Source organism: Aliidiomarina shirensis, assembly GCF_003987345.1.
Classification (GTDB): Bacteria; Pseudomonadota; Gammaproteobacteria; order Enterobacterales; family Alteromonadaceae; genus Aliidiomarina; species Aliidiomarina shirensis.
The window spans coordinates 219,560-241,470 of sequence record NZ_PIPP01000002.1 but is presented as its reverse complement, the minus strand read 5'-3'; the positions used below and the strand labels follow the sequence as shown (position 1 = coordinate 241,470).

Here is a 21,911-nt window from a genome sequence, read left to right as displayed (position 1 = left end):
TCTAAGGGCTGAGATTTCTCGGCCCTTATTGTATGAGGTATACCATGGCGAATAATGATACACACGATGCGCATGATCATAACGACCATCATGAGCATGGCCCTGATTGCGGCCATGAACATGGGGAAATAACGGAAGCTGATGAACAGCCGCGGGCGTTGTTGATTGGCTATGGTGATATCGCCAGCCGCTTAGCACCGATGTTAATTGATATTGGTTTTGCCGTAACGGGGATTCGCCGCCGCCCTAATGATGCGAACGAAAATGATGGCATTCAGGTACGAGCAGGTGATGTGAGCCAAGCTGGTACGTGGGCTAAACTCATGCAGGAACCTTGGGATCTTATTGTAGTAACCCTAACACCTACGGAATATAGCGCTGAAGGCTACCATCAGGGCTATGTAGTGCCCATGCAGCATCTTGTGCAGCAGCTACCGGTAGAGAGCGATACACTGGTTTTGTATGTTTCCAGTACGAGTGTTTACGGGCAACGAAATGGCGAGTGGGTTGATGAAAGCTCAACTACCGAGCCGAGCTTAGCTACCGGCGAACAGTTGCTTGTTGCTGAGAACACACTGCGCGATGGTTTGCTGGCGAAAAAAGCACACGTAGCCATTGTGCGTGCGGCAGGTATTTATGGCCCGGGTCGTGAACGCATGTATCGAGCTATTCAAGAAGGCACGTACACCATTACTCCAGTGTGGCATAACCGTATTCACGCCGATGATTTAGCGGGCGCGCTTGAGCACTTAGCCTTGCAGCACTTTATGGGGGCTACACTTGATGAGGTGTATATCGCGTGTGAAGATGAGCCGCTGTTCGGTGAAGATTATGTGCGCCACGTAGCCGCCCAAATTGGCCTGGATGCCGCCGAAGTAATAGCGAAAGCACCCAAAAGTAATGACGTAGGTGCCCGAGGCAACAAGCGCCTGAGTAACAAGCGCCTACGCGAATCTGGTTGGCAATTACTGAGTGATTAAAGCGCTACTAGCCGTTTTTCTTCACTTTATAAATGAAGTAAATGGCGTAGAAAATGCAAATACCCAGCACAGTTGCTAAGCCAGTAAATGAAAAGAAAATCACTGGATCCCGAAAAAATTCTTGTAGTAAGTTCATGGCAAATGCTCCGCATTTATTGATATGGGGTTAGTATAGGAACTCCTTCGTTAGCTGAAGATGATGCAGATCAATAGTTCGCGCGATGATTTCCCGAATGTTTGTGGTTAGAATGCGGTATTGATTGAAGAAACAGCCTAAAAACGCATCAAGGAAGCTCATGGTAAATGAAGCAGTGAAAAAATGGCGGGTAGCACCTAGCCATATTATTCTCGGTCCGCTGATCGCTGTTATTGTTTTGGGCGCGGTAATGATGGCTGGAATGCCAACACCGGCAGCCTGGACACTTGCTGTAGTGGTTTGGGTAGCGTGGTGGTGGATAACCGAAGCATTACCATTGCCGGTAACATCGTTGCTGCCGTTTGTATTGTTGCCTATAGGCGGCATTTTGAGCTTTCAAGAATCGAGCCGAGCGCTTGGCGATCCCGTTATTATTTTATTCATGGGTGCCTTCATGCTCGCCAAAGCCGTTGAGGTAAGCGGCGTACACCGGCGTATGGCGCTAAATTTAGTGTCTTTTGTAGGTGCTTCCGATGGCCGCCGCTTGGTGCTCTCGTTTATGTTGGCCTCGGCGATTTTATCGATGTGGATATCCAATACCGCCGCTGTATTAGCGCTGTTGCCAGTGGCACTAGCACTTGCCGAAGCCAGCGATGATCATCGGTTTCAACGGGCATTACTATTAGGGTTGGCCTATTCCGCATCATTGGGTGGCGTAGCTACTTTAATTGGCACCCCGCCTAATCTAATCTTCGCTTCTATTTATGAACAAGTTTCTGGTGAATCTTTTGGCTTTGCCCGCTGGATGGGTATTGGCGTGCCTATGGTATTGCTCGGTTTACCGGTCATTGGCCTTTGGTTAACACGCGGCTTAACACTGAAAGTACCATTAGAACTTCCTAAGCTCGGCAGCATTAGTGCCTATGAAAAACGCGTACTCATGGTATTCGGCGCGGTTATTTTCTTGTGGGTTTTTCGCACCGAACCGTTTGGCGGCTGGACAGGCCTCACTGGCGCAACGTTGGTGGGTGATTCCACTATTGCGCTTGCCGGTGTAGTAGCCATGTTTATGGTCAGTAATGGCCGCGAAGGGCGCTTGTTAACCTGGGAGCAAGCGGTTGATATTCCTTGGGGGATTTTATTGTTATTCGCTGGTGGTATTTGTTTAGCCGCAGGCATTATGCAAAGTGGCTTGGGCGAAATCATCGGCAGCACGTTAGGTAACTTTGGTGGCATGCCAATTTGGCTGTTCGTGTTTATCCTCACGATCAGTGTATCGTTTTTAACCGAGGTAACCTCGAATACCGCTACCGCTACGTTGCTGATGCCAATATTAGCCGCTACCGCCATGGCAACGGGGTTACCCATTGAAGTGCTCATGATACCCGCCGCAATTGCTTGCAGCTGTGCGTTTTGTTTGCCGGTGGCTACACCGCCAAATTCGATTGTATTCGCGTCCGGCAAAGTAACCATAAAAGAGATGAGCCGTGAAGGTTTTGTGCTAAATGTAATGCTCGCGGTAATCACAACATTCGTCGTTATGATTCTTGTTTAAGTGCCATTTTTGGGTGCGAATTTTTTCGGGCTTGTGAGAGCAAATAAAGCTTGTTTCCTACCAGCGATTGCAATACGCTATCACAAATGTTGCATACGCCAACAAAACAATAACAACCACCGGACGATGGACGATGGACTATGTCTAAGCTCAAATTGATTGCTGTTGGCGGCGCCCTCCTAGCAAGCTTTCCCGCCCTTGCAGATGATGAACCCCGAAGTTATATGTCGTTTGCTGGCTACACAGGTATTTTCCATACGCCTACCGCCGAAGTCCTTGATAAAGGCTATTTCGATTTTAGCTATAACAACCAACTTGATTATCGTGGAAATTCATATCTAGATGGGCATAACTTTGTGTTCGCTGCAGGGTTGTTTGAAGGTTTAGAAATTAGTGGTGCTATTGCTTCAACGACGATGCATGACAATACCTTCGTACTGCGTAGACAGCGGGAACTTGGTTTAAGCGATGAACCGAGTAAACGAGATTTATCGTTTAATATCAAGTATCAACTTCCAGTGATTCCGAAAGAATGGTTTTCGGTAGCGGTTGGCGCAAAAGATTTTGGTGGTGCCGCAAATCAATACGAAACATTTTACCTTGCCGCCTCGAAAGAGTGGGGTAATTTTCGCTTTTCTACCGGTGTGGGTTCTAACAGCCGTCCTCATGGTCAAATGAATGGTGTATTTGCGGGCGTAGAGTGGCAGCCATGGGATTGGTTTGCTTTGCAAGTTGAGCATGATGCGGAAGCTGTTAATGCGGGCGCACGCGTTACTATTCCAGAGCGGTGGTTATTCGATATCGGCCGTATTACCTTAACCAGCCGGTTCTATAGCAACACTGAAATTGCCGAAAATGAAACATTTTGGGGCATTAATTTTACAATGCCTATTTCACGCCAAGCGCGCCGGCCGAATTCAGTATCACCGGCACCAAGCGCTGGCCGATATAGCGCCACCGCCGACGCACAAGAAGAGCAGACGCCAAGTTCAGCTACGCAACGCTCCGTCGAAAGCAATACGCATTCAGAGCATAATGCAACAAATTCCACGCAACACGAGTTTTCACCGCAGCAAAGAACAGTGCAAGATTCTGCGCAGCGCGCTCAAACTGAGCCAGCAGAACGTGGTAATAATGAATACCGAAGTGGATTAACGTTGCAGGCGCAGAACCTTCGGGCTGCGATTTTACGCGATGGCTTTGAGGGTGTGAGCGTTGGCTTTAATCAATCGGCGCATTTTGTGGTTCAATTTGAGAATTATGTATTTAAACGCAATGATTTAGATGCACTAGGCTTAGTAATGGGCCGAATTAGCGAAACGGTATATGAATCCGGTGCCGAGTTTACCGTGCAATTGGTAACTCGCGGCATGCCGATGCTAGCAATTAGCGGAAATGTTGAGAATTACCGCGCATTTATTTTGGGTGATGCAGCCCCAATGCTCGATATGCGTCGAGGAAAAATGCAACCGGTTAATGGGGTTGCTTGGGCAGGTATGCCAGATGCCAACAGCCCCTACTTTAAACCTCGGGTAACCCTTGGCCCTGCTTTATCAACGCGTTTAGCTACGGAACTCGGTGTTTATGATTACGCATTGGCGTTAAATGCATCGATCGATGTTCCTATGTGGCGCGGTGGTGGTTTGAGCGTAAGTGCGCAAACACCCGTAGTAAGAACTGAAGATTACGAGCGTGGTAAGGCTTTTGGCCGCTTCAATCCGGACAGTGGGCTTACCCAAGCGGCGCTATATCACACTATGGAATTGCCTTTCGGTATTTACTATCAGGGGCAGGTTGGCTTTTTCCAAGAGTTTAACGATTTTACTGGTATCAAAAATGAACTGATGTGGCTAGATCAAAGCGGCCGCCATCAAATAAGTACCGAGTTTGCATATCTGAATTATAATGATTACCGCGGCTACAACGATTATCAAACAGCTTCATATCGCTACAACTGGGTAGAGCGTGATATTAGTTTTCATGCCACGGCAGGCCGCTTTTTCTACGGTGATGAAGGCGCAAAACTTGAAGCGCGTTTTTGGTTTGGTGATGGTTATGTAGCGCTATTCGCGCAAGCTACCGATGTTAACGTAGCGGGCATTGCGTTTAGCATCCCACTCACACCGCGTAAAGAATTGTCAATTACTCGCACCCGTTATGGTCAAGTTTCTGGTAATGAAGCATGGCGTCATAGCGTGGGCACACGGATTGGTGAATCTGCAAATACACTTGCCGTGGGCCGGGCTCATCATCTTGAAACGCCGGTGAGTTTAGAGCGTACTTTCTTCAATCAAGGGCGGTTATCACCCCTGTATATTCAGAACAACACATTTAGGTTACGCGAGGTATATTTAACATATCGTTAAGATGTAAATAAAATGAAATAATCTTTGCGTACTATGCTAAGTTCAATCGTTGTAGAGATGTATATAAAAAGTTACTGAAAAGGTCGAAATGCACTAGACTTAAGCGTTTTGTTTACCTATAGTTAGTAGCAGTAGAAAAAAAACGCGCGCTGAGGGTATCTGCGGATACTTGCAAGTATGGAAACAATAATTAATCGTTAAACAGTAAGGTTAACCCATGACTACAAAGAATTTTAAATATCTCGCTATGCCAGCTGTTCTTGCGCTAGCGTTAACGGGTTGCTTCGGAAGCAGCAGCCCAGATGAACGAGTTGTTGTACCGCCAGATCCTGTTGTGGTTGGCCCAGAAGTACCAGATGCACTTGCGGTTGTGGTAAACGGCAACGTAGTTGATGTTGATAGTGTTGGTATTATCGAAACAGCGACTATTACTTTCCGTGAGAATGGTGCGGCGTCAGAAAGCATTGCTACTGTTGATGGCGACCCAATCACGCAATTGGTAACTGAAGATGGTAGCTTCAGCTTTACTTTACGTGATGGCGCGAGCCCAGATAGCGTGCGTTTGTTAGTTACTGCTGATGGTTACTTTACCAAACGTTTTGATATCGACTTCACCACTGATGAAGAAGAAATTGAAACTGAGCTTGGTTTGTTGGCGCGTGAAAGTGATGATACGGCTGATGCAGCGGTAGAAGACGACGTAGCAAATGCTTCAACAACAGATGCAATTACAGCTTCAGCGGAATCTGAAAATGCGGGTGGTGATGCATCAGTACCACAAGGTACGCAATTATTAACTGCTAGCGGCGATCCGATTACAGGTACATCAGTATCATTACGCGTTGGTGCGGTAAACCCGAATTCATCAGCAATGGGTTCTTCAGTGCCAGCAGGTTTGAATGCTGCAAACGCTACTGAAGTTGCGGTACCGGTAGGTGTGGTTGATGTAACTATGCGTGATAACACAGGTGTAAGTGTTAAACGTTTCAGCAACCCAATCACAGTTGGTGTTCGCTTACCTATTAGCACTGAGATTCCTGGTGGTGCACGCACTATCACGACAGGTGATGAGTTTGATGTGTCTTCGTTCGATGAAGATACCGGCGAATGGTCAAATGAAGATGCCAAAGCCGTGGTGGGTCAATTAAATGCAGCGGGTACAGCTTACCGTGCTTCGTTTGAAACCGATCACTTAACTTTCTTTGGTATCACAGGCAATGAGCCGGCATGTACGCAAGCGTTTACGATGTCGTTTTCTGGCGATAGTTTACCAAATTCAAGGTTATTTGTGATTGTTACGAGCCGAGATGGAAGCATTTCCGGTTCAGTTCCCGGTGACGCAACATCAGCTACTGTTATCCGAGCTAATTTTATGTCAATTGCTGGTATTAAGGCCAACGCTACGGCGCGCGTAGTAGTGCGTGCTCCAGGAAGCGGTGCTGTTTGGTATGATTCTGAAGAAGAAGTACCGATTTGTGGTAATTTACCTGAAGTTGAGCTTTCGAACCCAGTTCAAAACACGGTTAGCGAAGTAGGTTCTTTAATTGCGGTATGCTCTAACGATTCTACAGTAAGAACTGATGTTCCAGGCGCAGTTGTTAAGTTCCGTGAAACGGGTAGCCGTTCTGCATGGTCAACAGCTCGTGGTAATGGTGAAGGTGGTTACAACTTCGCTAACTTGAATGGTGATGCTGATAGTTATGATGTGAAAGTTAATCCTCGGATTGCTGATGAATTCACTACAACTATCACACCAGACGGCGACGACGAATCAATTGAATTTAACATTCAGTGTGAAGTTGTTACTGGTACTGGTAGCTAATCAAGCACCTCGAAGTAGTTAAAAATTTCTAAGCCCCCTTCATTGGGGGCTTTTTTATGGGCCAGATACAAAAAAACCGCCACAAGGGCGGTCTTTTTGCTTATTCGGTTCGGGATTGACTTGGGCCATCCATGGCCCTTCGCCCTGCGGGCGCACTCGCAATGCTCGCGCGTCCAAAACGGCAATCCTGCCGTTTTGTCGAACGAAGGGTTCGTACCAAATCCTCTCTCACCATCAGATACAAAAAAACCGCCACAAGGGCGGTCTTTTTGTATCTGGCGGAGAGAGAGGGATTCGAACCCTCGATACGGGGTTACCGTATACACACTTTCCAGGCGTGCGCCTTCAGCCGCTCGGCCACCTCTCCTGCAAGGCGCGTATGTTAAGGAATTCGGGCTTAGGAATCAAGGAAAAGCGGTTGAAATCTGCTTATTCGTGGAAAAAAGCAGCGGAGTACTGCTGCAAGGCTACCAATAAACCGTAACGCCTAGGTAGCCTTCGGTGTAATCCTCATGAGCAATACCTATTCGCATATCCCAGTTACTGCCATGTATAGCTCTGGCATCGCAGGTGTATGCCCAGCTATTTGTTCTATTGGCTTGAATGAAACGTGTTTCACATTGTACTTTGCTGCGTTCAAACTCGTAAGTAAAACCAACCCGAGGCATGATTGCGAATTTATTTCCCAGATCATCGCCGCCGGTTAATTGGCCGTCCAACATAGTGTATAAACGGGTGCTACCGAATTGCCATGCCTTGCCTATGCCCCCGCGTAAAAAGGTCTGTAAATCGTCTCCTGCTGCCGACACGTAATTGCGTTGCCATCCAGCTCGGAGTATCCAGGCTCGGCCACCATCGCCTGGCAAACCGGTTGGGTTTATATTCAAACTTTCAATATTCACAGCCCAAAGCTTAGCAAGCTCTAAACCTGTGTCTTGATGCCAACGAACACCTAACTCCCCCATGGAAAGCGCTGAATCGGGTGCTTTTCCGGCGTTTGGTGTGAGCATATCGTAGTAGGCAATGCGGTAGGTTAAATCAACACCTGCACCGAGCTCACTATTGTGTATTAGGCGAGGTTGCAACATAGAACCGCCTACGCCTTGATGCGGCGGTATCGCGTTTGCAGGTACAAAAGCTTCCGCTCCGGCTGGCAGCTGCATACGTGCAACAAGCACTTCATTCTTCCGTTGCTTTAGGTTCGAATCATTTCGTTGCTGGCTCAGCTGAAACTCGTAGTAATCCGCAAGCACATCAAGAACTCGGATACGGCTGCTTTGATTAAGTTCTAAAAAATCACTTTCGGAATCGCCCTCAGTTTCAACCCAACGCCTAGCAACGTGTTGTTCGCTATTTGATAGCTGTAAGAATTTGCGACGAAAACGGCTTTGCCGTGATTCAACATGGCGCACGCTGCGCACTGCAGGCTCGCCATTAATCGTGTTATTGAAAATCCGGTTTACTACCGCAATCGGAAATACAAAGGGCTCATGCGCGGGCATCATTGGCTGATCGGTAACGAGTTCAAGAGTGCGGCCCAGATGATATGCGCAATTTCGATGAGTAAAGTAGTAGGTATACGCGGTATTCAATAGTTCCCAATTGTGGGCGGCCAATAAATAAGCCTGTTCTACGGAAATATTTAACTCATAATTCCATAAATCACGCAGTTCTGCTTCAGCGTAGTTCAAATTGTATCGATAAAAATGGCTGGCACTGTAGGTTGCTTGATAGCCTCCAAACAAGCCTTTCAGAATATACACGATGGGGTTTTCATCATCGGATACTGCAGCACCAAAGTTCATGCTGTTATTGAGTAGCTCAGAACCAAACTCATCTGCCTGGGTGTTATTTTTTAATAGTAGGTGGCCATAAAATGATGCCGGATTCCCTAAAAAGCCATCGGCAAAAATTAGGCTCGACGATTCTAACTTTGCAACCTCAGCCCATTCACTAAAATCTGTGCAACGAGCACGTTCAACATCAACAAGTAACCCTTGCTGCTGAAGCCAGAAAAAACGGGCAGGATAAATACACTGTGGATGATCGTTGTTATCGACGTGCTCTTGTTGAAAGAGCGCGAGCGTGGCGCGGAGCTCGGCTTCGGCGTCGTTACGACCATTATCAGCAAGAAAGAAAGCTTGGTTTTCAATTTCGCTACGGTTGCTATGGCGCGGAATATGTAGCAAATTTCGCCAATCTTGTTGTTGGGAAACTTTTGCTAGATCTACATCGGCTGCGAATGTATTGAATGACGCCAGAAACGTGACGGACAACGTAAAACCAAAGAGCATGCGCATACAATACCTAAAGCTCAAGTGCTAATACCCGAGTAATAAAGCCGGGAGAATCGGGTTAGTTAATAGAAAGCGGCAACTGTGAGTGCCGCTTTCTAAAACTGATTAACTTAGCTTAACGTGCAAGCCGCTTCCGTAACATAGAACAAAGCTTCTGCTTTTTGTTCTTGCGCTAAAGTAGCGAATTCTTCAGCGCTCATCACGTGTGCAAAGTTACTACGAATTGCATTGATAGCCGCTGGTTGAGCAGAGGTTTCACACTGCATTAAGTTCAACATGGCTTGCAAATGTTTACCTTCACCTTGCGCAACTTCTTCTTCTAAATTTGCGTACGAATCAGTAACAAATTGTGCAGCTACTAAACGGTTACCGTTACAACTGCCGCGAGATGCAGAAGCTGAAGTTACTGCCGTGGTTCCTAAATCCCAAATAATATTAGAAATAGCGGCTACGGTTTCATGATCAGGAAATATTAACGCACCGATACCACAATCTAACCATGGATTAAGGCCACCAAAAGCATCGTCTTGTGCTGTTACTGGGGTAGGTGCTGCCGAAAGTGTAAATGCTAGCAAACTTGCTGTAATTAATGATTTTTTCATTCTTATGTTCTCTCATAAAACTAAAAAAACTGCTTGTGTAGCAGTTGGTGGCTTCACTAAAGATGAAGAAGCTTGCGTCGAATTTAGCACTCTTCAGGATTTAGTAAAGCCTCTTTTGGAAATAAAAATTGTTACCAAATATTATAGGGTTAGCGATGTTATAAACGGATTGATTTCCGACCTTTCAGGAAAGGATTTTTAAGCGATAGCACTTACAATAATTCAGCATGTGCCGCATGCGTAGTGGGCGCCCATACACTTTGTTGCACATAGCCAATGTGCGGCAATTGCATTACCCACATCACTAAACGCGATTGGCCAATACCGCCGCCTACAGTTTGTGGTAACTTTTCTGCGAGCAATAACTGATGCCATGGCTGCTCTGCCGAATCAGCGCGGCCAGTAATCTGCAACTGCTTTAAAAGTGCAGCACGATCAACACGAATTCCCATGGAACTCAATTCAAGAGATTTACCCAATACTGGATTCCATACCAAAATATCGCCGTTCAGCTGCCAATCATCATAATCAGGAGCACGCACATCGTGAGCCTTACCATCGCTAAGTGCGGCGCCAACACCTTGAATAAATACCGCACCGTACTTTTTGGCAATAGCATGCTCGCGCTCTTTCGGGCTTAGCGCAGGGTACAGCGCTAAGAGCGCTTCGGTAGTAACAAAGTGAATGTCGGTTGGTAGCGCAAGTGGCGGTTCGCGAGTAATAAATGTGTCGGTATAGCTTCGCACAGTTTGCTGCAGTGCCGCGTATATTTTTCGTACGGTGTCATGTAACTGCTTTTCTGTTCGCGCTTGCCTATCGATCACCTGTTCCCAATCCCATTGATCAACTAACACTGAATGAATTTCGGATAACGCCTCTTCATCAGGCCGCAACGCTTTCATCTGCGCAACAATTCCCTCGCCTTCGGCAAAACCGTAACGGCCAAGTACCGCGCGCTTCCACTTTGCCAGTGAGTGCACCACTTCATATTGTTGCTGTAATGAGCTCACAGACACCTGAACGGCCTTTTCGTAACCTGAAAGCGTATCTTGTGTGCCTTGGCTCGGATCTGTAAGCAGCGGAGCCTGCACTTCGGTGAGGTTCAATACATCACTAAGCGCTTCCGTGAAAGTTTCTTTAATGTAGCGAATTTCCTGCTGACGGCTGATAAATGTGGCTTTCATAGTTCTACTCCAATGCGTTATTTGTATTGTTAGTTTTATCGCTAAATGGAGCTTGTGTTCAATACTGAATCATAAATTGGCTATTGCGCTATAATTAAATTAAAGTAAAAGGCAAAAAATATAGATATTATCTAATTATCTATTAAAAATAGGGTAGGGTGTTAGATGATCGATAATTTAGATAAATGCATTTTGAACGCGCTATCGGAAAATGCGCGGCAATCGTATGCCGAAATAGCCAAAGAAAACGGAGTTTCACCGGCCACCATTCATGTTCGGGTAGAAAAACTCCGCAAAGCAGGCGTAATCACCGGCACCCGCCTAACGATCGACCCAAAGAAGCTAGGTTACGATATTACCTGCTTTATCGGCATCACTTTGCGGCAAGCAGGCGATTACCCATCCACATTAAAAAAGCTCGAAGCGTTACCTGAAGTAACCGAAGCTTATTACACCACCGGCCAATACAGCGTGCTAATTAAGGTGCTGGTACGAAACATCGAAGATTTGCAAAAACTACTGATCGAGCGCCTCCAAGTAATCGATGAAATCCAATCCACCGAAACCCTAATCTCCCTACAAACCCCAATTCAACGCAGTATTCGGGCTTAGATTGGCTGAGGGGAGCTGCTTTTTCGGGGTGCTTAGTGTTGAGCTGCGGTTCGGGGGGAGGATATTGCCTTCTCAGGGTGTCTGCCGCATGGATGCGGCAGCCAAGCCTACATGGATGTATTTACGGCGTCCCTGAGAAGGCAATACCTCCCCCCGAAAAAGCAGCTCACTCCGTAAGCATATCGAGGATACTTTCGGCGGCGGTGCGGCCTTGGGCTATGGCGGTAACTACGAGATCGGCGCCTAGTACCATATCGCCACCGGCAAAGATTTTCGGGTTTTCGGTTTGCAGCGGCAGTAACGAATGCTCATCGCTGGTTTGTACCAAACGCCAATCATTAAAGGTAACACCGTGCTCGGCTAACCATGCTGGTGGGTCCGCTTGATAGCCAAACGCCAGCACTACCGCATCGGCATCCATAATAAACTCTGAATCAGTAACCGGCTCTGGCCGGCGGCGTCCAGCCGCATCGGGTGGCCCGAGTGCTGTACGGACAAAGCGTACTCCGGTTACCGCGCCGTTATCATCGGCAACAATTTCCAACGGCTGCAAATTGTATTGAAAATCGACACCTTCCTCGCGTGCATTTTGCACCTCTTTACGCGAGCCCGGCATATTTTCGGCATCGCGCCGATAGGCACACACCACGGAAGTAGCTTGCTGGCGTACCGCTGTGCGCACGCAATCCATCGCTGTATCACCCCCACCGAGCACTATCACGCGTTGGTTTTCCAAGGAAATATGCGGGTATTCAGGCATGGGGTATTTCATGATTGCCGCAGTGTTGCCAATCAAGTAGCGCAGAGCGGGATGAACACCGGTCGCCGAAAGGCCCGGCAAGCCGCCATCAACGGCTTTATAGGTGCCAAGACCAAGAAAAACGGCATCGTAATCACGAAGTAAATCGGCAAAGGCGATATCAGTGCCCACCTCGCAGTTAAGCTCAAATTCTATGCCCATGCCGGTGAAAATCTCCCGGCGTTGGCTCATAACCGATTTTTCTAATTTAAATGCCGGAATACCAAAAGTAAGTAAGCCGCCAATTTCGGGGTAGCGATCAAATACGGTAACGCTTGCACCATTCCGGGCGAGTACATCTGCACAGGCTAGCCCTGCGGGGCCGGCACCCACAACCGCAACTTTTTTATCCAGTGCTTCAACTTGGGATAAATCAGGCCGCCAACCCATAGCAAAAGCGGTGTCGTTGATGTGTTTCTCGATCGCCCCAATGGTTACCGCGCCAAAATCATCATTGAGGGTGCAAGCGCCTTCGCAAAGCCTATCTTGCGGGCAAACACGGCCGCACACTTCTGGCAAACTGTTGGTTTGGTGCGAAAGTTCGGCAGCTTCAATAATTTTTCCGGCGGCGGCGAGCTCAAGCCATTGCGGAATGTAATTGTGAACCGGACACTTCCATTCACAGTATGGGTTGCCGCAATCTAGGCAACGATCGGCTTGGCCTTCAACTTGCACGTCGGCCATGGGTTGGTGAATTTCCACAAACTCTATTTGGCGTTCACGGAGTGCGCGCTTGGTTGGTTCTGCGCGGCCAACATCAACGAATTGGTAGATATTTTTCGCCATTACATTACCTCCACGCGAATAGAGCCCGTGGAACGCGCTCGGTGGCCGAGTAGATCACGAATATCGCGCGCTTTTGGTTTCACCAAACGGAACCGTGGTAGCCAGCTTTCGAAATCAGCCAGAATCTGCCGTGAACGTTCGCTGCCGGTGTGTTCAACATGATCGTGAATGTAACCGCGTAAATGTTCTTTTAAAATAGGCTCTTCGATGGCAAGTGCTTCCACGAGTTCGGGGTTAATGCGTTGAGCGAAATCGTCGTTTGAATCGAGTACATAAGCCATTCCACCGGTCATGCCAGCACCGAAATTAATACCGGTGCGGCCAAGTACCACCACCACGCCTCCGGTCATGTACTCGCAGCCGTGATCGCCAATGCCTTCAACCACTGCCGTGGCGCCGCTGTTGCGCACAGCAAAGCGTTCTCCGGCTACACCTGCGGCGAATAAACGGCCACCGGTGGCGCCATATAAACAGGTGTTGCCCATAATTGTGGATTCGTGGGATGCATGTTCAACGCCTTGCGCTGGTTTCACGGTAATGCGGCCGCCAGCCATGCCTTTGCCTACGTAATCATTGGCATCACCGGTTAAAAATAGGTGTAATCCGGGTGCGTTCCAGACGCCGAAGCTTTGCCCGGCGGTGCCGGTAAAGTGCAAGCGAATGGGGGAGCCTGCTAAACCTTGCAGCCCATGAGTTTTGGCGATTAATCCAGAGAGTGAGGCGCCTACCGACCGATCATCGTTTCGTATTGGGAAGTAGAATTCAGCACGCTGACGTTCGTGAATGGCGCTGGTGCATTCATTTAGTAAACGTTGATTCAGTTGTGCCTTATCGTGCGGGGCGTTCTTTTCGGTGCAGAATAATGGCTGTTTTGATTGCACGCCTGCTGATGCCAGTAATGGGCTCAAATCGATTTTGCTTTGTTTTTGGCTTAAACCTGTTTCTACTTTTTCAAGTAAATCGGTACGGCCAATGAGTTGCGTAATATCGCTAACACCAAGCTCGTGCAAGTAAGTGTTTACTTCGTCTTTGAGCAAGTGAAAATAGTTTTCTACTTTCTCGGGCAAGCCGCTGAAATATTGCTGGCGAAGCTTGGTATCTTGCGTGGCTACGCCGGTGGCGCAGTTGTTGAGGTGGCAAATTCGGAGATATTTACAGCCTAAGGCGATCATTGGGGCGGTGCCAAAACCGAAGCTTTCAGCACCTAGAATGGCGGCTTTAATAATATCTAGGCCGGTTTTTAATCCACCGTCCGCTTGCAGCCGAACTTTGTGGCGTAAGCCGTTAGTTACGAGTGCTTCGTGAACTTCGGCTAATCCGAGTTCCCAGGGCGAACCCGCATATTTTACCGATGTAAGCGGGCTTGCACCGGTGCCGCCATCGTAGCCAGAGATGGTAATTAAATCGGCGTATGCTTTGGCAACACCGGTGGCGATGGTGCCAATGCCGGGTTCAGAGACAAGTTTTACCGACACTAAGGCGTTGGGGTTCACTTGTTTTAAATCGAAGATTAGCTGAGCGAGATCTTCAATCGAATAAATATCATGGTGCGGCGGTGGCGAAATCAAGGTTACGCCGGGCACGGAATAGCGCAGCCGAGCGATTTCGGCGGTTACTTTCTCACCTGGTAGTTGCCCGCCTTCGCCGGGTTTCGCGCCTTGGGCTACTTTGATTTGTAGCACATCGGCGTTCACTAAGTAGTGTGGCGTTACCCCAAAACGTCCAGACGCTACTTGTTTAATACGAGAGTTTTTCAGCGTGCCGAAACGAGCGGGATCTTCGCCACCCTCGCCGGAGTTGGAATGGCCGCCTAATCGGTTCATCGCAATAGCCAGCGCTTCATGCGCCTCAGGGCTCAGCGCCCCAATCGACATCGCCGCCGTGTCAAACCGCTCAAACAAACCCTCCCCCCCAAGAAGATGGGGTCGTTGTCCCTGAGCTCTGGCACTTAAGATCTCTGATTCTGCTTGGCTTTGCGTATCGCCTTGCTCTCTTAAGTGCCATAGCTCGCCCTCACTGACCCCATTTTTTAGGTGGAGGAGGTCGCGGAGTGTGGCGATCGGGCGGTCGTTTACGGCTGTGGCGAAGCGGGCATAGGCTTCGGCGTCTCGATGTTCTACGGCCGCTTGTAAACTAGTTACCACATCAGGGTTATAGGCGTGATACTCGCCGTTATGCATATATTTAAGCAAGCCGCCATGCTCAATTTTTTTGCGCGGGAGCCAAGCGCGGTGGTGCAAACGCAATAAATCTTGAGTGAAATCCTCGTAACAAGCACCACTTATTCGTCGATGACAAACCGGAAAACACTCCTTTTGCAGCGTTTCTGAAATCCCCACTAACTCAAACAAACTCGCACCACGGTAGCTTGAAACTGAAGCGATGCCCATCTTCGACATAATCTTCAGTAAGCCTTTATTAATACCTTTCCGGTAATTCACCACCGCCTCACGCACGGGCAAATCCAAACGTCCTTGGTCAACCAATTGCTCAATCGTTTCATAAGCCATAAACGGATAAACCGCAGTAGCGCCCAAACCAATGAGCACAGCAATGTGATGAGAATCACGCGCCGAAGCCGTTTCTACAATAATATTCGTATCGCAACGCGCCTGGCTATTCACCAAGCGAGTTTGCACAGCGCCAGTTGCCATCGCCGCCGGAATTGGCAATCGGCCCTTAGCGATATCACGGTCCGAAAGAATAGCAATAACAATACTATCGTTCTCAACAGCAGCTTGAACATCATCGGCAAGTTGTTGCACCGCTTGCTGTAAACTTTGTTGTTCAGGGTTGTAATTCAGAGCAAAAGTACGCCACGCGTAATATTCGTCATCCAGCGCTTTAAGTTGATCTAAATCGGTGTACATCAATACCGGGCTCTCGAACAACACGCGGTTTGCGTAGCCCGAGGTTTCGTTGAACATATTCTGCTCGCGGCCAATACAAGTTGCCAGCGACATCACATGGCGCTCGCGAATTGGGTCGATAGCGGGGTTGGTTACTTGCGCAAACTGCTGGCGGAAGTAATCGTAAAGTAGCCGCGGCTGGGTAGAAAGCACCGCCACAGGGGTATCATCGCCCATGGAACCTGTAGCTTCCTGGGCATCATTGGCCAACACCTTAATAACCTGCTCAATTTCCTCTGTACTGTAGAAAAACTGCTTGTGGTAAACCGCCATGCGCGCATCATCAAACAAGCGCTCACCGAGTTCTTCACCTTTGCAATTCTCAAACGGCGTTAATCGCAAGATATGCTTATCGAGCCATTCACGATATGGGTGCCGGCCCTTCAAATCATCGTCAATTTCCTTGCTACGCCAAATTTTTCCATTGTAGGTATCCACCGCCAGCATTTCACCGGGCCCAAGGCGGCCTTTTTCAATAGCATCAGTAGCACTGTAATCCCAGGTGCCCACCTCTGAGGCCACAGTAATTGTGCGATCTTTAGTAACCACATAGCGGGCAGGGCGCAACCCATTTCTATCCAAACTGCACGCCACGTGGCGGCCGTTACTCATCACCACACCCGCCGGACCATCCCATGGCTCCATGTGCATGGAATTAAACTCATAGAACGCACGAAGCTCAGGGTCCATTGTCGGGTCGCCTTGCCAAGCGGGTGGTATCAGCAACCGCATAGCGCGGAACAGATCCATACCACCAGCAAGCAACATTTCCAGCATATTATCCAACGATGAGGAATCGGAACCACGATCACTCACAAAGGGCACGGCATCACTCAAATCAGGGAGCAAAGGCGAATGCATTTTGTAGCTGCGCGCTAATGCCCACTGACGGTTACCGGCAATCGTATTAATCTCACCATTGTGCGCGAGAAAACGAAATGGCTGCGCGAGCGGCCAGCGCGGCTGAGTATTCGTAGAAAATCGCTGATGAAAAACGCATATCGCCGATTTTAGCCGCTGATCGGCCAAATCTTTATAAAACTTCGGTAGATCACCAGGCATCATCAAGCCTTTATATACGGTAACCAAGCAAGATAAGGAGGGGACATAGAAATCGGTGTCAGACACCAACTTCTTTTCAGCGCGGCGGCGCGCCATATACAAGCGGCGCTCGAGATCTTTTTTGCGCCACCCAGGTTGTGCTGAAACGAACACTTGCTGAATATTCGGCATGCTGGAGGCCGCAATTTCACCAAGCACAGAGGTATCCACAGGCACTTCGCGCCATCCGTGAACAGTGAGAGTTTCTTTGTTGAGTTCTTCTTCGAGTACGGCTTTTGCTGCATTTCGTAACTTGGCATCGTTGCTTAAAAACACCTGGCCTACCGCGTATTTTTTCCCGAGCTGCCAGCCGTTTTCCGCAGCAATTTCACGGAAAAACGAATCCGGTAGTTGCATTTGAATGCCACAACCATCACCGGTTTTGCCATCAGCACCAATAGCCCCACGATGCATCATGCGATCGAGTGCGGTGATGGCCCTTTGCACCAAGGTATGGCTAGTTTCGCCATCGAGCTGCGCTATCAGGCCAAAGCCGCAGTTATCACGGACATCGTTGGCCTGAGTATCAGCTCCGTACAAAGAATCCTGCAACATAGACAACTCCTGAAGAAAGGTATAACAACTTCTTAACTTATCAGGAATCTCGCCACAACGGTATAACCGCGATGAATGGTGAGCATATTTGCCTTTCAGCTGAGGCTCGGTAGCTGGGTGGGTGGCTTTATCGTGGAGCCGTTTTAGTTAGTCTTGGCGTTGAAAAGGCATTATTGCGCTTCTAAGGGCTTCACAATAATCGCGCTGAGGGCCAGGAATAGGGCGGAAATGAGTAAGCAGGCAACAAATCCCGCCATTTGAAACACCAACCCTGAAAGCACAGTACCAATTAACCGGCCCATGGCGTTGGCCATGTAGTAGAAGCCGACATCGAGCGATACGCCGTCGGCGCTGGCGATACGAATAATTAAGTAGCTGTGCAGCGATGAATTGATAGCAAACAGCATGGCGAAGAGCAGCAGGCCAATCACAATACTTAATTGCGGGCTCACACCCCAAGCGCTGCCAAACTGTAACAACACCGCTATGGTAAGTGGTACTAGCGTAAGCAATCCAGCCCACAAAAATGCGGAAGCATCAGCTTTGGCTATTTTCGGAGCAATGGCTTGGATAAAACCGTAAAAAATAACCCAAATCGCTAAAAATGCGCCCACTTGCCAATGATCCCAGCCAAATACTTGGCTCAAGGTTACCGGCAAGGCAATCACAAACCACACGTCGCGCGCCCCGAAAAGGAACATGCGTGCCGCGGAAAGTATATTAATGGCACGGCTTTTTGAGAGTATTTCTTTGAATTTGGGTTTCGCCTTTGCAACCCCCAATTCACCCTGCAACAGAAACAAGCTCGCTATCCACACTACGGCAAGCAACCCAATCATAGCGTAAAGCGCGCCCACAAAACCGAGCAGGGTGAGCAACAAGCCCCCAAGAAAAAAGCCCACGCCCTTCAGCGCATTCTTCGAACCCGTAAGTATCGCCACCCACTTATATAAAGTGCCGTGCGCATCGCCCGGAACCAGCATTTTAATGGCGCTTTTCGCGCTCATTTTATTTAAATCTTTGGCAATGCCGGATATCGCTTGTGCGAACATCACCCAAACAATACTCAAAAATTCTGTGGGTACGGTAAGAGCGGCCAGCGCGATGATTTGCAGCACTAAGCCTATTTGCATGGTCCTATTGAGCCCAATGCGTGCGCCCAAATAACCGCCAACCAAGTTGGTTACTACGCCAAAAAATTCATAAAACACAAACAACATGGCAATTTCGAGCGGGCTATAACCAAGCTGATGGAAAAACAGCACCACGAGCATCCGCAGTGCACCATCGGTAAGCGTAAACGCCCAGTAATTGCCGGTAATCACTAAATATTGCTTTATGTTCATGTTGAGGCTCTACTATTTATTAATTGATTGCCGAAACAAGTATTCTGGGTGTTTTCTTAAAAACCATTATTAAACAATGTTTTAGCGCAAGTTTAGCTTTCACGTAAGAGGCTTGATGAATAGTGTTTCGGAGTAGGGAATATGCGTTCGCAGGGTGTCTGCCGCATGGATGCGGCAGCCAAGCCTACATGGACGTATTTACGGCGTCCCTGAGAACGCATTTCCCTGCCCCGAATTCGCTATTCACGCACCAAGCCTTTGAAAGCCGTGCTTGTGCCTGAGCGCAGTTCACGCCTGAAATTATTGCGCGATACGCTTCACTAAATCGATAGTGCGGTTTGAATAGCCCCATTCGTTGTCGTACCACGCGTAGATTTTTACGTGCGTGCCGTTGATTACTAAAGTTGATAACGCATCTACGATGGATGAGCGCGGATCAGTTTTGTAATCTATCGATACTAGTGGGCGCTCTTCAAAGCCAAGAATGCCCTCTAATTCTCCTTCAGCGGCTGCTTTTAATGCTGCATTTACTTCTTCAGCGGTGGTGCTTTTTTCCACTTCGAAAACCATATCAGTTAGCGAAGGGCAATCGATAGGAACTCGCACCGCGTGGCCATTAATTTTGCCTTCAAGCTCAGGGAAAATAACAGTAATAGCTTTCGCAGAACCGGTAGTGGTTGGAATCAGAGAACCCAAAGCACGCGCACGGCGCATATCTTTGTGCGGTGCATCAAGAATACTCTGGGTGTTGGTAAGCGCATGAATCGTTGTCATTGAGGCATGCTTAATGCCAAAGCTCTCTTTAATAACCTTAACCACCGGGCCCAAGCAGTTGGTGGTGCATGAGGCGGCGCTTACAATCGAGTGTTCGTGCGGATCAAATTCTTCATCATTCACACCCACAACAATATTCGGAACGCCTTTGCTTTTTACTGGTGCCGTAACCACAACATGATCAACGCCTTGATCAAGCAACGGTTGCAATGCTTCCGCGGTTTTGAAAACGCCTGCTGCCTCAATAACCACATCACAGCCAGACCAATCAACTTTACTAAGTTCTTTTTCCCGCGTGAATTTCAGCTTTTTACCATCAATAATGATGTTATCGCCCTTGGCGCTTACATCATGTGGCCAGCGGCCGTGGGTGGAATCGAATTCAAGTAGGTGTGCCATCATCGTGGCATCAGCACCTGGATCATTAATCATCACAAACTCAAGCGCTTCGCTGGTATAGCCAGCGCGCAATGCCAAACGGCCAATACGCCCGAAACCATTAATACCTACACGTAATTTTTTACTGCTCATATCGGTTTCCTTATGTGCTACAAAATCATGCTTTTAAATTAGCAAACATGCTATCAAGCATAGTTGATGTTTCATTTTTTCGTGTATCAATTCGGCGAAAATATCGTTTTAAATTGGGTGTTTATATATTACGCAATGTGAAGCATTTGAGTTTGCTTAACAACACCGAGGAGGCCGTGAATCCATGCCCGATAGGCGCTCGTTCGCGCGCATTAGCGCAGGGCCAAACTGCGTTTGTTCGTTTTGCAATAATGCATCAACCCAGGACGGAACCGAGCTGGCAATTCGATAAAACATCCACTGCCCACGGCGTTCCGATTCCACCAAACCTGCCCCGCGAAGAATATTAATGTGTCGCGATATTTTTGGCTGCGAGAGATCGAGCGCAGCCGTAAGCTCGCAAACACAAAGCTCTTCAGCACTGAAAAGCATCAACATAATTTGCATTCGGGTTTCGTCACCAAATGCCTTACAAATCGAAATAGCATTCTGCATCGCTAGTTCCTCACATAAAAATCTATGAGTTCAGTATATATGGATATGCGTATATATCAATAACCAGATTTAAATTCCGCTAACTGGCGCAAATCACACTCCACACCTACACTGAAGGTAAGCACATGAAGATAACAAGGGGGCCTTATGAATTGGCTAACCAAAATGTTGTTAGTAATGGCTGTAGCCGCACTGGTGGGCTGTACACCAGAAAATGAAAACCAACCTGACGTAACAACCGAAGAAGAAGCACCAGAAGCAGAAACTTACACTACCGATACGATGATGCGAGAAGAGGTTCCGGAATGTAATCTAATTCTGGGCTTTGAAAGCTGGGAACCTTATCAGTATACCAGTGTAAACGGTGAGGTAGGTGGCGTGGATATTGATATCGCAAAGAGCGCCGCTTCGCACATAAATTGCGTACTCGAAGCTCGCCAAGGCACATGGCGCGAGTTACTGGAGTGGATGCAAGATGGCGATATCGATCTTATCATGGGTGCATCAATGACACCGGCACGCCAAGATTATGCATGGTTCTCAATTCCATATAGAAACGAGCAGTTCAGCTTATTTATTCGTAGCGAAGAAGCGCCGCGTTACCCTATGGAAGATGTTGAGGGGTTCCTCGAAGAAGGCCTTCGCGTTGGGGTTGTGAATGAGTATTTCTATGGAGAAGAGCTGCAAATGCTGATGTACGGGAGTGAATATTCCGATCAATTTGTAGGTGCGCGTTTAAACGAACTCAACCTTGCGCGTTTACTTGATGGTGATATTGATGGTTTCCTGGAAGATAATCTCGTGGCGGCTTCAATTATTCGTCGCCGAGGCTTGGGAGATTCCATTCAGCGTCATCATATTGGCCTGCCAGCTTCGGAGGTATACGTAATGTTCTCGAAGAGCGCTGTTACCGAAGAAGAAGTAATGGCATTCAATTCTGCTTTACGCGAGCTCATGAACAACGGCTACATCAACGAGCTCATACGCCGCTACGGAGGCTGAATCTAATCAATTCAAGGGCTGTTCTTTTCTGAGCGGTTTGAGGCGATTTCAAGGGCGGA

The 21,911-nt window shown here is 48.1% G+C and carries 15 protein-coding genes and 1 tRNA gene; 6 read left to right on the top strand and 10 right to left on the bottom strand.

Annotated elements, in window-relative coordinates; genetic code table 11:
* The first annotated feature begins 44 nt into the window (after nt 1-44).
* Nucleotides 45-980: an NAD-dependent epimerase/dehydratase family protein gene (locus tag CWE13_RS05140; protein WP_157980933.1), complete on the top strand. Its 936-nt coding sequence runs from the start codon at nt 45-47 to the stop codon at nt 978-980.
* Nucleotides 981-987: 7 nt separating this feature from the next.
* On the opposite strand, the gene CWE13_RS05135 is transcribed toward CWE13_RS05140, so the two are convergent.
* Complete coding sequence (locus CWE13_RS05135) at nt 988-1,116, bottom strand: DUF3149 domain-containing protein (RefSeq protein WP_126806522.1); 129 nt, start codon at nt 1,114-1,116, stop codon at nt 988-990.
* Between the two features lie 160 nt (nt 1,117-1,276).
* Between CWE13_RS05135 and CWE13_RS05130 the strand changes: the two genes are divergently transcribed.
* From CWE13_RS05130 to CWE13_RS05120, 3 genes are all read left to right on the top strand, one after another.
* Entirely contained in the window at nt 1,277-2,671 is a 1,395-nt protein-coding gene (locus CWE13_RS05130) for an SLC13 family permease (RefSeq protein WP_126806520.1), read from the top strand.
* A gap of 140 nt (nt 2,672-2,811) precedes the next feature.
* A complete protein-coding gene (locus CWE13_RS05125; RefSeq protein WP_126806518.1) occupies nt 2,812-5,037 on the top strand; it encodes a YjbH domain-containing protein in 2,226 nt (741 codons plus the stop codon).
* Between the two features lie 217 nt (nt 5,038-5,254).
* Nucleotides 5,255-6,859 (top strand): hypothetical protein, encoded by a 1,605-nt coding sequence (locus CWE13_RS05120; RefSeq protein ID WP_126806516.1) that lies wholly within the window; start codon nt 5,255-5,257, stop codon nt 6,857-6,859.
* A gap of 276 nt (nt 6,860-7,135) precedes the next feature.
* On the opposite strand, the gene CWE13_RS05115 is transcribed toward CWE13_RS05120, so the two are convergent.
* The 4 genes from CWE13_RS05115 to asnA form a co-directional block, all read right to left on the bottom strand.
* Nucleotides 7,136-7,226 (bottom strand) — tRNA-Ser (locus tag CWE13_RS05115).
* Between the two features lie 100 nt (nt 7,227-7,326).
* A complete protein-coding gene (locus tag CWE13_RS05110; protein WP_126806515.1) occupies nt 7,327-9,159 on the bottom strand; it encodes an Lnb N-terminal periplasmic domain-containing protein in 1,833 nt (610 codons plus the stop codon).
* A 107-nt stretch (nt 9,160-9,266) separates the two neighbouring features.
* Nucleotides 9,267-9,758, bottom strand: coding sequence for a DUF3015 family protein (locus CWE13_RS05105; protein WP_126806513.1), 492 nt, complete (start codon nt 9,756-9,758; stop codon nt 9,267-9,269).
* Between the two features lie 212 nt (nt 9,759-9,970).
* Nucleotides 9,971-10,942, bottom strand: a complete 972-nt coding sequence (gene asnA, locus CWE13_RS05100; RefSeq protein WP_126806511.1) for an aspartate--ammonia ligase — start codon at nt 10,940-10,942, stop codon at nt 9,971-9,973.
* A 165-nt stretch (nt 10,943-11,107) separates the two neighbouring features.
* Between asnA and asnC the strand changes: the two genes are divergently transcribed.
* Nucleotides 11,108-11,554 carry a transcriptional regulator AsnC gene (gene asnC / locus CWE13_RS05095; RefSeq protein ID WP_126806510.1) on the top strand — a complete coding sequence of 149 codons (447 nt, stop codon included), beginning with the start codon at nt 11,108-11,110 and terminating at the stop codon, nt 11,552-11,554.
* Between the two features lie 166 nt (nt 11,555-11,720).
* Here the strand turns inward: asnC and CWE13_RS05090 are convergent, their stop codons facing one another.
* The 5 genes from CWE13_RS05090 to CWE13_RS05070 all read right to left on the bottom strand — a co-directional run bounded on the left by CWE13_RS05090 (nt 11,721) and on the right by CWE13_RS05070 (nt 20,850).
* Nucleotides 11,721-13,139 carry an FAD-dependent oxidoreductase gene (locus CWE13_RS05090; RefSeq protein WP_126806508.1) on the bottom strand — a complete coding sequence of 473 codons (1,419 nt, stop codon included), beginning with the start codon at nt 13,137-13,139 and terminating at the stop codon, nt 11,721-11,723.
* A complete protein-coding gene (gene gltB, locus CWE13_RS05085) occupies nt 13,139-17,704 on the bottom strand; it encodes a glutamate synthase large subunit (RefSeq protein WP_126806506.1) in 4,566 nt (1,521 codons plus the stop codon). Before gltB ends, CWE13_RS05090 begins: the two co-directional genes overlap by 1 nt.
* Before the next feature lie 170 nt (nt 17,705-17,874).
* Nucleotides 17,875-19,050, bottom strand: coding sequence for an organoarsenical effux MFS transporter ArsJ (gene arsJ, locus CWE13_RS05080; protein WP_126806504.1), 1,176 nt, complete (start codon nt 19,048-19,050; stop codon nt 17,875-17,877).
* A gap of 300 nt (nt 19,051-19,350) precedes the next feature.
* Nucleotides 19,351-20,355, bottom strand: coding sequence for an ArsJ-associated glyceraldehyde-3-phosphate dehydrogenase (locus CWE13_RS05075; RefSeq protein WP_126806503.1), 1,005 nt, complete (start codon nt 20,353-20,355; stop codon nt 19,351-19,353).
* A gap of 156 nt (nt 20,356-20,511) precedes the next feature.
* Nucleotides 20,512-20,850, bottom strand: coding sequence for an ArsR/SmtB family transcription factor (locus CWE13_RS05070; RefSeq protein ID WP_126806501.1), 339 nt, complete (start codon nt 20,848-20,850; stop codon nt 20,512-20,514).
* 147 nt (nt 20,851-20,997) lie between these two features.
* Here CWE13_RS05070 and CWE13_RS05065 point away from each other — a divergent pair, with 147 nt between their 5' ends.
* Nucleotides 20,998-21,852 (top strand): substrate-binding periplasmic protein, encoded by an 855-nt coding sequence (locus tag CWE13_RS05065; protein WP_126806499.1) that lies wholly within the window; start codon nt 20,998-21,000, stop codon nt 21,850-21,852.
* Nucleotides 21,853-21,911 lie beyond the last annotated feature (59 nt).